Here is an 11,965-nt window from a genome sequence, read left to right on the forward strand (position 1 = left end):
ATAGAGCTAAAAGACTCGGTTTGAGATTCAATCTAATTGCTGGAATTTATAACTTGGAGCTGAGTAAAAAATGATTTATGAAAGAGGTCTATTGTCCGGGATATCTAAAAACAATAAAAAAAACCACGCCGAAGCGTGGTCAAAGGTGACCCTAATATTATTGCAGGTAAAGCTTTTTAAACAGTTGCTGGCTGGTGCTTTCCATCGATTGAGGAATGGCCAGCGCAGCCACGAAACGGTCAGGACGCAAGATTACAACTGAATCAGACGTGTTGCCAAACCACGAGCGGATATCTGTGCCGATATCACCAATGGTAATGACATCTTCATACTCTTTGCGTTGGCTATTTTGCAATTGCACCGCAGGAATTACCTGAATGAATTTCACCCCGAGCGTTTTCCACTGTTGCAACGTTTCTGGACTCAAACCCCATTTCGGATCGACACCCCAGGCAATAATCGCAAAATCATTGCCGATCACTTCATCCAGTAATACGGTTTCACCCGAAGCAAGTTGAACCTGAGGCTGGATAAACATCTTGCCAACCGGAGAGTTTTTGGTTCCGTTACTCAAAAGTGCGCCGTCATGATATTTCGGCATTGGTTTGAAGCGCATTTCCAGCAGATACTGCTTGATCGGTTTGATATAGTTCAGGGCATAGGCAATGCCGTCACGAACAAAACCTTGCCATTTTTTCGGTGGTGCCAATACGTGACCTGCCATCACCGACAGGTCAATCATCGCCTTGGCATGGTCTTTACGTTCGATCTGATAAGAATCTAAAAGTGCTGGGCCAGCTTTGCCTTGAACAACCAGCGCCATTTTCCAAGCCAGATTAAAGGCATCACGCATACCGCTGTTATAACCCTGACCTTGCCATACCGGCATAATGTGCGCTGCATCACCGGCAAGTAAAATACGGTCGACACGGAACTTGTCGGCAATACGAGCATTATGGGTATAGACACGCTGACGGATCACTTCGATACCATCTGTGCTTGGTAAAACCTTAGAAAGAAGTTTGGCAATATTTTCCGGTTTGCTCAGTTCTTCCTGCGTTTCACCCGGCATAACCATAAATTCAAACCGGCGAATACCATGTGGCAATGCGGCTGATACATAAGGACGAACCGGATCACAACATAAGTAAATATGTGGTGTAGCAAGCGGATCATTCTCAAGGTCAATCACGATCCATTGATTCGGTGCGGTTTCACCTTCAAAGGCAATGCCCAGGTTGCGGCGCACATAAGAATTACCGCCATCACAGGCAATCAGATATTGAGCGCGGATGGTTTCTGCATCGCCCTCTTTATTTTGCAGATTGAGTGTTACGCCGTCAGCATCTTGACTAAACTGGGTCAATTGACGAGAAAATAGCACTTGGGTGTTTTTATATTGCTTTAAGCCTTGCAGTAGGACGTTATCGACTTGTGGCTGAATAAAGGCATTACGGCGCGAGAAACCAAACTCACGTGTTAAAGGCTGAATATCTGCAAAACAGCGACCTTTAGGCGTCAAGAAGCGCATCGCATGATTCGGAGTGGTATGCGGTAAGACTTGATCGACTAAACCCAAAGATTGAATGGTACGTAAGGATTCATCATCGATTCCAATCGCACGTGGATAATCAATCAAACTATCCAGTTGCTCGACAATCGTGACAGCTACGCCTTGCTTGCTCAGATAGTTGGCAATGGTTAAGCCGACAGGGCCGGCGCCCAGAATTGCCACTTCAGTAGTGTAATTAGTATTGCTCATAGCGAATGTCCACTCAATCGACTTGCATTTGATGCTATTAAGGGACAGTTAGAAGCCAGAAACAAGTTAGGCGATAGTAGCTTAAGCATATGGATGATATTGGATTAAAATAGGGTGTTTTAAAATAAGTAATTGAATTTAAATATAAAAATAATAAAAATTTGATAGCCCGTATTAATTCTATGATCAGTTTTGACTATGGTGATAAATAGATTTTGTGCAATAAAAATGCTGAACCAGCATCAAGCATGATTCAGCATCGAATAATATCGGGGCAGTATAGGACAACGCCTACTGGAGAATTACTGTCCCTGATATCTTCATTGAAGGATTAAACGAGTCGTTCAATCACTTAACGTGCAGCAGGTTTTGCAGGGGGCGTGCTTTCCGCAGCAGCTTCAGAGGCAGCAGGCTGCTCTGCAGATGCACTTGCAACCGGGGCATTTGATTCAGGTAATTCCTGGGTAGTCACAATCACTTTTTCTTCTGCAGTGGTGGTTTTCGCGTCTGTGGTTTTGCTGTCAGCAAAACTGGTGGCTGCAGCAGCAGTAAGCGTAGTGGCAAGTAAGATTTGTGCATATTTCATTTTTGGCATCCTTTTATTCATGTCATGTAATCTGCCGAGCTGACCATCACATCAATTCGACAGATGCCCATCCTAAGCACTGAAAATTTACTGAGCAAATCAATTAACAAAAGCGACACGCAGGGAATAACCCAGCAGATACAAAACTGAGAAAGTTGTTTTATTTCTGTTAATTATGCGGAGTTTTATTTAATGAAAGTGTGTGTGAATATTTCAAGAATCCAATTTGAAATAAAAGTTAACATAGAAAATTGGTAATTTGGGATCATTCCATTAATTTTTATCTCTGTGATTTTCACGCCGTGTTTGCGAAGAACACGCATTTTAAAGTCACACTGTGCTTTATAATGCAGAGTATTGCTATTTCTATTCAATCTCTTGAGAGTCGATTTTGAAAATTCTGTCAGCGTCGCAGGCTATTCCTGTCCATATCATTTCCGGATTTTTGGGTGCAGGTAAAACCACACTACTCAAACATTTATTACAGCAAAAACCGGAACAGGAAATCTGGGCGGTACTAATGAATGAATTTGGCCAGATTGGGGTAGACCAGCAGTTATTGCCGCAAGATCAGGGTTATGCGGTCAAAGAGCTGTTGGGTGGTTGTCTATGTTGCAGTAGCCAATTGCCGATGCAGATTGCCTTGTCACGCCTGCTGTCAGAAGTGAAACCGGATCGTCTGTTTATCGAACCTACCGGACTGGGGCATCCTGGCCAATTACTGGAACAGCTGACCGAACCGCACTGGCAGAGTCATTTAAACATGCAGGCATTGGTCACAGTGGTAGATGGTTCACGTTTGCATGATCGAGACTGGACTCAGCAAAACCTGTACGCAGACCAACTCAAGGCAGCGCATATTGTGGTGATTTCACATACTGACTTGATGACAACCGCAGACCACGCAGCACTCACGCAACTTCAGACAGAATATCAACCTTATGCCCAACAGTGGTTGTTCACCGAGCATGGACAACTCGATATCGAACTGATCAAGCAGGACTATCGGGGTTCCGCCCGTCAGATTCAGCCTTTGTTAAAACAGCAACAGATCACCCGTTCAGCAGATACGCCCTTAGTGATTCAGCAAATGCCTTATCATTATGTAGAAAGCGCGCAGGGTTATCAGGTTGCGGGCTGGAAATTCCCAAAACGCTGGCAATTCAATTTTTATGATCTGCTGGATCTGCTCTGTGAACAAAAAGACTGGCTCAGAATCAAGGGAATTTTTAATACGGATCAAGGCTGGAAAAGCTTTAATTTTAATCCTGAGCAGTTTAATTATCAGTCGGCAGATGAAGGCATTGATAACCGGGTAGAAGTGATTTATCAACAGTCACGGGATTGGCTGGCCTTTGAAACTGCCCTGATGCAATGTCGTATGGATCCAGAGAAATAATGGTACTGTTTCTAGTGCGCTGAATGAATTATTGGCCTAAATCTGTTCAGCAAAATAGCGCTAAATCTTATATGCTAGGCGCCAAATTTGAGGATTATGTGATGGCGTTAAAAGCGACGATTTATAAGGTTGATTTGAATATTGCGGATATGGATACGCATCGTTATGCAGACTATCAGCTGACGATGGCGCTGCATCCTTCAGAAACCATTGAACGTTTAATGGTGCGTATTCTGGCCTATGCGCGCTATGCCGATGAAGCATTGGAATTCACCAAGGATCTGTTTGAAACCGATGAACCGGCACTGTGGGAAAAGGATTTGACCGGGCAACTGGTCAAATGGATTGAAGTCGGTAGCCCGGATGAAGATAAAGTCAAAAAGGCCAGTGCGCGTTGCAAGCAGGTCGCAGTCGTCACCTATGGTTCTGCGGTGGATGAATGGTATAAGCGCAGCAGCAAATTAAAAATCTTAAAAAATGTGGAAGTGTGGAAGTTATCTACCGCAACCACCGACGCATTGCCACAGTTATGCGAACGCACCATGCAGTTACAGCTCAATGTGATGGATGGTGAATGGACCTTGATCGGTGATCAGGGCCAGGTGCTGGTGGAGTGGGAACAGTTACAATAAGGCCAAATAAGGATGCAAGTCTGGACTTGTATCCTGTAGCTCAAATTGCGTATATCTGAGGGATAAGAATACGCAGGGCTGCACCATGTACCATGAACTTTATGATTTACTGCTGGCTGTCGCGATTGGCGCAATTATTGGTGCAGAGCGTGAGTATCACAGTAAATCTGCCGGACTGCGTACCATGATTATGGTCAGTCTGAGTTCCTGTTTATTTACCATTATTTCCCTGAAAATAGGTGTGGCCAATCCTGACCGGCTGGCCGCCAATGTCTTGACTGGACTGGGTTTTCTGGGTGCCGGTGTTATCCTGAAAGATGATAACCGTATTTCTGGAATTACCACCGCAACCACGATCTGGATGACGGCAGCACTCGGCATGGCAGTCGGTGCTGGCTATGAACTCTTAAGTATTTGGGCTACTTTTATTGTCATGGCGGTGCTGGTTCTATTAATGTATGTTCAGCGTGGCATTGAATCTCTGAATCAGGAACGCAGCTATGAAATCGTCTGCCCATTCGATCAAAATGATTCCAATCACTACGAAATGTTATTTAAACGTTATGAGTTAAAAGTGGTGCATTCCTCACAAAAAAAAATGGATCAACAGATTGTCGGACGCTGGATTCTGATGGGATCGGCCAAGAATCATCAAGAATTAACCCAGTATTTACTCAATGATAAGAATATTCAGGAACTCAGCTTTTAACCCATCAATGGCCCAGACTTAAAAATATAGAGCATTCCAGTTTATACTGAGCTTTGAATTTTATGCTCCTCTCAGGTAAATAACCATGATCAACGAACTTGAAATTATTGATTTAAAAGTAGGCGAAGGCAAGGAAGCGGTAAAAGGTGCCTTAATTACCACGCACTATACCGGCTGGCTAGAAGATGGAACCAAGTTTGATTCCTCTATTGACCGTGGTAATTATTTTGAAACTGTCATTGGTACCGGTCGTGTGATCAAAGGTTGGGATCAGGGTATTCTGGGAATGAAAGTTGGTGGCAAGCGTAAATTGATGGTGCCTGCACATTTGGCCTATGGTGAACGTAAAATGGGTAAAGTCATTCCAGCCAATTCAAACCTGATTTTTGAAATTGAACTGTTTGATGTAAAAACACGTGATTAAAATGATTTAACTAGCTGAATATAAGTTATATTTTTTATTCAAAGATATACGCTGGTTCCGGTGCAGTCGCTTCAAAATAAGCTGTGCCGGAGAAGCTACAAAAAACATCTAAAAAGATTTGAAATCAAAAATATTCCTTGTAGATTATAAGAATAATAAAGAATTATTTTGAGATATAACGTATTTGCATAACTTGATAAGGAATGTCTGTTTTTTCGTATTTGTCTGTGCCTTGAGCTGGATGACTTGCATCATAAGTTCAGCAATCGCTCAGGATGAACTCCCTTCGCCGTCATTTCAGCAGCAATCTCACGACCATATTACTGAAGTTCATTTTACCGAACATAGCACTAGTGCCTTGCAGGGAAAATGGCTGTTTTATCCGAGTCAGTTTATTGTTCAGCCCAGCCCCGTACTCCAGTCAAAAACAGTTGAATTGCCAGCCTCTTTTAAAACTCTAGCGGGTTCAAACTCTGGCTACGGTACCTTTATTGGTTATTTTAAAATTCCGAAAGAATTTCTCGGGCGACGCATCGCGATTCGGATTCCAACCCAATACGGCGCCTATCGGGTATATGTCAATGGACAGTTTATTGTCCGTCTCGGGGAAATCAGTACCACACCTGACAAACAGGTGACTGAGAAAGCACCGCGTATTGGCTATTTTGTTCCAGACACTGAGTATATTACCTTAAGCATTCAGGCTTCCAATTATACCCACTTGCATGGCGGTCTCGAACGACCAATGCAGATCGGCGTTGCAGCTACCATCAATCGCCAATTCCAGCAGCTCATGATGAGTATCGCCATGGTGTGTGGGGCGGTGCTTGGGGTGGGGATGTTTACTATTCTATTTTCGGTATTCAGGGGATCACAAGAACGTAACAGTAAAAGTATCTTTGTTTTTGGCTGGTTTATTGTCTTTTTGGCCCTGCATAATCTGTTTTCTGCACCTTATGCCTATACGGTATTTAGCAATATCAACTGGCTGTGGGGAGCCCGCTTAGAGTATCTGTTTACTTTTATTGCTGCCTTCTTTTTTCTCAGTTATATGCATCTGTTTAACCGGCGCTATCTAAATCCGGTGATTTATTATATCGCGGTGGCATTACTGGTCTTTAATATTATTTTTACATTATTCTCACCTCCTGAGATATTTGAACGTCTGGCCCTATTTAGTGCGATTTTTGCCTTGGTCATCATCGGTAATTTTATTTACGGTTTTTATCAGACCTTACGTTATAAAGAGCATTATTCGCGTTTAAATCTGATTGCAATTATTTTCCTCTGTCTAACTTTTTTGAATGATTATCTGTTGCTGATCAATGCAATTAAAACCACGCATCTGTTCTTTATCTCAACCAGTATCTATGCCTTATTAATCATGTTTCAGCAGTCTAGACATTATGCACATCAAACTTATGAGACTGAACAGCTGAACCTGAACCTGATCGCCCTCAATAATTCGCTCGATCAAAAAGTTAAAGAACGGACCCAGCAACTGCGTGAAGTGAATGCCAAACTGGAACAGCAAATGAATATTGATGCGCTGACTGGAGCTTTTAACCGGCGTGCCTTAAATCATGAAATCCAGCAGCAGTTTTTGCAGACCCAACAGCAGCCGCAACATACCTTGATTTTTGCCATGCTCGATGTCGATTTTTTTAAAAACTATAATGACTATTATGGCCACTTAAAAGGGGATGAAATCCTGAAAAATCTGGTTAGGATTATTCAAGCTGCTTTACCACCGTCTGGCTATCTGGCACGTTATGGTGGTGAAGAGTTTGCGATTCTGCTCACTGGAATGCCAGTTCAAACTGCCCTGAAAAATCTGGAAAATGTGTTAAACCAGATTCGGGAACAGCGTATGGAACATCTGAATCGGCCAGATGCAAAAGATTATGTTACGGTCAGTATGGGCGCGGCCTGGGTTGAACAAAAACATGGCTATGCAGATATTCATGAATTGATGAAAGCGGCAGATGTGCAGCTCTATGCCGCCAAACAGGCAGGACGTGATCAGTTGAAAATTGAAAAAGAGGCCGATTAAAAAATATATTTATACAGATAACGCGATTCATCTTCTGATTCGGCAGAATGGGGATGAAAGCCGCAGTGTTGATAATAACTTAAGGCAGTTTGGGTAGACTGTATTTCAATCTGATGAATTTTTTTCTTTAATAAAGTGCGATGCATTTGTTGAAATAACTCGGTGCCGAACCCCAGTCTTTGGCAGTGTTGGGCCACATAATGCATCCGGATTTCTCCAGCATCACTGACCAATAAGAATCCGACGACCTTGTCATATATGAGATAAACCCAGCAATCGTTATACAGCATATCGACAATCAGGCTGGCATGATCAAACTTTTCTAGCCAGGTTTGAATTTTGCTTTCTTCACGCTGATGATCCAGTACGCAAGATTGAATGCTGTCATGAATGACCTGAATAATTTGAGGTATATCTTCCACCCTCCCTTCACGAATCATACTCTTATTCATTTTCTCGAACATTTACAGGGAAGGTTTATTGGATAAAAAAGAAGAGGGTAAAAAACAGAACAATATTGTAGTTTTTTGAGAATGTTTGCTGTGATTTTTCCAGGTGAAGATCGGTTCTGTTGCTGATTTGTCCTGTTTGTTTATCTTAAGTTCTTAAATCTCATTACAGAGTTAAAAATAAAAAATCAAAGTAAATCAATTTTTAAATAAATCGAAGTTCGAATCTGGGCACAAATGAGCAAGCAGAGAAGATAAATAGTAAAAATAAGCCTCAAGTTTGCACTGTATAAAAAATAGACGTATGCTGGGTCAAAAGGGACTATTCAAATGAATCTTGATCCTATAACCATAAAAATAAAATTAGTCACATGAGATCATCCACCATGCTGAAATTACTGCTCCTGTTATGTGTTTTATTCATGTTGAATGCTGCCTGGATCGTAGGCAGAAAGATCTATAAAGCTCAGCGCCATCTGGCGCGTCAGCGTCCAGAAAAACCGGCACAGATTTCCAGCATGACAGAGCAAGAGGTCATCGAGCAAGAGCAGCAAGTACATCTGGTAGATGCTTATGAACTGGAGCTGTTTGACGATGTGGCACAGCTATTCTTTCAACAGCAAGTGCATATTGAGAATCGGGCACAGGCCGAACAATTACAGCAAGAACTATTACAAAAAATGCCGATGCACAGTGGCACCCAGATTCGTCAGATGGATTTAGGGGAATGGTCTATTTTCTGGAATTTTTATGATCAGTCACTGGAATATTATGTCGGTCGCTATGGCGTATTCTATGCCCATGTCGACCGTTTTGGAGAAGAGCACCGGCATGAAATTCGTAGGGAACTTTTGCATTCTGACTGTGCTTAGAACACCACTTTCAGTCATTTTCTACGATTGAAGATCTCAGACTACGTACTTAAGCCATTGCAATTCAGAAAAGGTATCTCATGCCTTAGCTCAGATTTTTTCTGCCGCTTGGCGGAAATAGCCCATATAATTTATCTCCTTTAAGCCATAATCTTGCGCTAGAAAAACCTCAAGACTCGTGAATCCTATTCTTGAAATAGTCATTTAAAATGTACGAAGTCTGGCGAACAATGATCCGGACTAAAAAGGCAGGAGCGCTATGATCATTGATTTTCATCAAGCACAATTACAGAAGTTTATTGCACTGGCGATGAAGATCGAAGCTGAGCCTGAACTGTATTTGCAGTTTGATTCGGTCTCGGATTTTTATAAGGCTGACTGGCTGCAGGCTTTCCCAGCTGGAACTGAATACTATGTTTCCGGTCTAGATGATGGTGCCGATGAGTTTCATGCCGTGATTTATTATGGCGAAGCGCAGCTACAGATCAGCTGTGGACAGGCACAGCTTTCAGTAAAACTATGTTGCAAACATTGACCGGGCTGTCGGAATTTCCCGATAAAAGAATAATGACATCCGCTATAAAGTTGATATAAATTGCAGAGTCATCTCTGTATCTGATTTTTATTCGCATCAGCCGAGAGTGGCATAGGCGAATATCGTAATAAAAATAAGGAAAAAATAGCATGGCACATCAGTTCACCGTGAAAGCAATTATCAATGGCGTGTCTATTGATGAATTTAAGCGTTTGGCCAATGATATTCGTTTGCATGAGGCAGTTTGCCATCGAATTCCTGCGCAAAACTTGGAAATCCTGGTTTCGGAAAAGCAGGGGCATATGTATACCCTGAAACGCGCTTATAATCTGGATGTTAATATTCCGGATATCGCAAAAAAATTACTCAAAGATGCATTCCGTTTGCAGCGTACCGATGTCAGTGATCTGAATGAAATGACTTCGACGGTACAACTCGGTGCGAACTTGCCGATCGAGGCCATCTGTCAGCGTGCAGTCACTGGTGATGAAGACCAGATCCAGTTCCAGTTAAACTGGACAGTCAAAGTCAAAGTGCCTTTGCTGGGTGGCATGCTAGAAAAGCATGCTGAAGGTGAGATTCGTAAATTTAGTGAAATTGAACTCAGCATCGTCGAAGATGAATTGCGTAAAGGTCTCACCGCTTGAAGCAATCAAATACTGTGATTGACCTAATTTAAAAACTGGTCAGGTTAGACGCAGGGTAGTGGTAGCTGATTGGGCGGTAGATCGCCATTTTCAGGGCACTACCACTATCCAAAAAACTTTTTAAGTGCTGATAAAGTTTGCCGTTACATTAATGCTGATGGCCAGAATGGTGGTATTGAATCCGTAAGCCAAAAGCAAATGTAGGGTATTTAAAACCCGCATGGATTGGCAAGTAATGGATACATCTGCAGTTTGCGCAGAAGTCCCGATGATATAACTAAAATATAGAAAGTCTGGATAAGTCGGTCTGGTGGTATTGGGAAAATCTAAACCACCTTGTTGCTGTTTGTCGAGCGCCAAATAAAAGTCATGCGCATAATGAATTGCAAAAACCGTATGCATCAAGAACCAGGCTGAAATAATGGTCAGAATTGACAAGATTAAATGGCCGGTCCGGATGGTGGTATCTTTGGGTAAATGATTAATTTCAATAATAATCGCAATGAAACACATGATCAGGGTGATGATCACCAGAAACAGAATGATCCATTTACTGGCATCCTGTTGCATGGCGCGTTGCAGAATATGAGCATGATCAATACGCCAGAGTTTTTTTATGGTCAATAATAAATAAGCGTAAATCGCGATATTCCAGCTGATTAACAGGCAGCTTGACCAGCTCAAAGGGGTGACTGTCTGTAAAATCAGATAAAATCCAATAATGGCTGGGAAAATAATAAAGAAATACAGACGGGATTGAAGTGCCGTTTTTATAGATTGAAGAAGCTGCATCATGCCATTTATATTTGTTTTGCTGACTTCTCAAGATCCTAACACAGAACCGTTTGCAATAAAGAAGATTGCAACGGCCTGAGTAGCAGCCTTAGTTATTTCCTCTACGACATTTCATCCTAAAGGTGTCGAACTGATTCGAGTTGAGCAATTTGAATGCGCGGATCGCGCAGCAGGCGTGATCATCTCAATAAATTTTTTTCTGAACCGAGGTTTAGATCGATTGAGCAGGTTGTTAGATTGCAGTGCCATAAGCAAAGACTTCTACCATGCCACCTTGCATACCGAGTTCTGTGGTGCTGAGCCGAATGCCCATAATCTGAGTCGCACCGATTTTTTCGGCCTCGAGTTTTAATCGCACAATTGCTTCACGTCGTGCGCGTTCTACTACACTTTCATAGCTGGTCAGACGGCCACCGAGCATATTCTGCACATTGGCAATCGCATATTTAAAATAATCATGAGAAATGACCACATTGCTGCTGATCATCTGTCCGGAATATTCAGACACAGCGAAGCGGCTATTGTTCATCCGGATATATGCCAGGCGTTGTTCCTGTTCATCCAGATAACGAAAATGTTTGCCTTCGTTATAACGACCAAAGCCGAAACCGACACTAAACAGAATGGCAAAAATGATGATCTGGAGAATTAAACCATCCATGTTTTAATCTGCCTGCGGAAAAGGGTCGGGCAATTTTGGCATGATCGGATCAACCACTACGGCTGTCCCATAAACAAAGAGTTCAGAAGCACCTTGGGCAATATTAGAGGTCGAGAAACGTATGCCGACAATTGCATTGGCACCCATGCTGCGGGCTTTTTCAATCATGCGGTTCATGGCTTCCTGACGGGATTCTTCCAGCAGTTCAGTATAGGCGGTAAGCTCACCACCGACAATATTTTTCAGGCCGGCCAGTAAGTCACGTCCGACATGTTTGCTGCGTACGGTACTGCCATACACCACATCAATTTGCTGGCGAATGGTATGTCCCGGTACAGATTCCAGATTGCTAAGTAACATGTGCATGTTTTCTAAATAAATCGCTAGTCTATGACAATAGGAAAACTGCCTTGAAAATGCAATAAAAAAAGCCCACTGAAG

14 protein-coding genes are annotated in these 11,965 nt (G+C 42.5%); 8 read left to right on the forward strand and 6 right to left on the reverse strand.

Going from position 1 to position 11,965, the window contains the following annotated elements:
• Positions 1-157 precede the first annotated feature (157 nt).
• Both NI464_RS13415 and NI464_RS13420 read right to left on the reverse strand, forming a co-directional pair.
• Entirely contained in the window at positions 158-1,762 is a 1,605-nt protein-coding gene (locus NI464_RS13415) for a bifunctional 3-(3-hydroxy-phenyl)propionate/3-hydroxycinnamic acid hydroxylase (RefSeq protein ID WP_253139027.1), read from the reverse strand.
• A 352-nt stretch (positions 1,763-2,114) separates the two neighbouring features.
• Entirely contained in the window at positions 2,115-2,348 is a 234-nt protein-coding gene (locus NI464_RS13420; protein WP_253139029.1) for a hypothetical protein, read from the reverse strand.
• Between the two features lie 391 nt (positions 2,349-2,739).
• On the opposite strand from NI464_RS13420, the gene NI464_RS13425 reads away from it, so the two are divergent.
• From NI464_RS13425 to NI464_RS13445, 5 genes are all read left to right on the forward strand, one after another.
• Positions 2,740-3,747 (forward strand): CobW family GTP-binding protein, encoded by a 1,008-nt coding sequence (locus tag NI464_RS13425; protein ID WP_253139031.1) that lies wholly within the window; start codon positions 2,740-2,742, stop codon positions 3,745-3,747.
• 101 nt (positions 3,748-3,848) lie between these two features.
• Positions 3,849-4,379 (forward strand): YaeQ family protein, encoded by a 531-nt coding sequence (locus tag NI464_RS13430; RefSeq protein ID WP_044108573.1) that lies wholly within the window; start codon positions 3,849-3,851, stop codon positions 4,377-4,379.
• 85 nt (positions 4,380-4,464) lie between these two features.
• Positions 4,465-5,088: an MgtC/SapB family protein gene (locus NI464_RS13435; protein WP_253139032.1), complete on the forward strand. Its 624-nt coding sequence runs from the start codon at positions 4,465-4,467 to the stop codon at positions 5,086-5,088.
• 85 nt (positions 5,089-5,173) lie between these two features.
• Positions 5,174-5,512 (forward strand): FKBP-type peptidyl-prolyl cis-trans isomerase, encoded by a 339-nt coding sequence (locus NI464_RS13440; protein ID WP_004280661.1) that lies wholly within the window; start codon positions 5,174-5,176, stop codon positions 5,510-5,512.
• A 241-nt stretch (positions 5,513-5,753) separates the two neighbouring features.
• Entirely contained in the window at positions 5,754-7,565 is a 1,812-nt protein-coding gene (locus tag NI464_RS13445) for a sensor domain-containing diguanylate cyclase (protein ID WP_253139035.1), read from the forward strand.
• On the opposite strand, the gene NI464_RS13450 is transcribed toward NI464_RS13445, so the two are convergent.
• Complete coding sequence (locus NI464_RS13450; RefSeq protein ID WP_338149653.1) at positions 7,562-8,029, reverse strand: GNAT family N-acetyltransferase; 468 nt, start codon at positions 8,027-8,029, stop codon at positions 7,562-7,564. The two genes, NI464_RS13445 and NI464_RS13450, sit on opposite strands and share 4 nt — an antisense overlap.
• A 371-nt stretch (positions 8,030-8,400) precedes the next feature.
• Here NI464_RS13450 and NI464_RS13455 point away from each other — a divergent pair, with 371 nt between their 5' ends.
• From NI464_RS13455 to NI464_RS13465, 3 genes are all read left to right on the forward strand, one after another.
• A complete protein-coding gene (locus tag NI464_RS13455; protein WP_005265913.1) occupies positions 8,401-8,886 on the forward strand; it encodes a hypothetical protein in 486 nt (161 codons plus the stop codon).
• Between the two features lie 259 nt (positions 8,887-9,145).
• Complete coding sequence (locus NI464_RS13460) at positions 9,146-9,421, forward strand: hypothetical protein (RefSeq protein ID WP_004280654.1); 276 nt, start codon at positions 9,146-9,148, stop codon at positions 9,419-9,421.
• A gap of 149 nt (positions 9,422-9,570) precedes the next feature.
• Positions 9,571-10,068 (forward strand): DUF2505 family protein, encoded by a 498-nt coding sequence (locus NI464_RS13465; RefSeq protein ID WP_004280652.1) that lies wholly within the window; start codon positions 9,571-9,573, stop codon positions 10,066-10,068.
• A gap of 120 nt (positions 10,069-10,188) precedes the next feature.
• Here the strand turns inward: NI464_RS13465 and NI464_RS13470 are convergent, their stop codons facing one another.
• From NI464_RS13470 to NI464_RS13480, 3 genes are all read right to left on the reverse strand, one after another.
• Positions 10,189-10,863: a DUF1345 domain-containing protein gene (locus NI464_RS13470; RefSeq protein ID WP_253139041.1), complete on the reverse strand. Its 675-nt coding sequence runs from the start codon at positions 10,861-10,863 to the stop codon at positions 10,189-10,191.
• Between the two features lie 232 nt (positions 10,864-11,095).
• Positions 11,096-11,524, reverse strand: a complete 429-nt coding sequence (locus NI464_RS13475) for a YbjQ family protein (protein WP_253139044.1) — start codon at positions 11,522-11,524, stop codon at positions 11,096-11,098.
• A gap of 3 nt (positions 11,525-11,527) precedes the next feature.
• Positions 11,528-11,884, reverse strand: coding sequence for a YbjQ family protein (locus tag NI464_RS13480; RefSeq protein ID WP_005104015.1), 357 nt, complete (start codon positions 11,882-11,884; stop codon positions 11,528-11,530).
• Positions 11,885-11,965: the final 81 nt, after the last annotated feature.

Origin of the sequence: Acinetobacter lwoffii (assembly GCF_024129685.1) — a bacterium.
GTDB classification, from domain to species: Bacteria; Pseudomonadota; Gammaproteobacteria; order Pseudomonadales; family Moraxellaceae; genus Acinetobacter; species Acinetobacter lwoffii_X.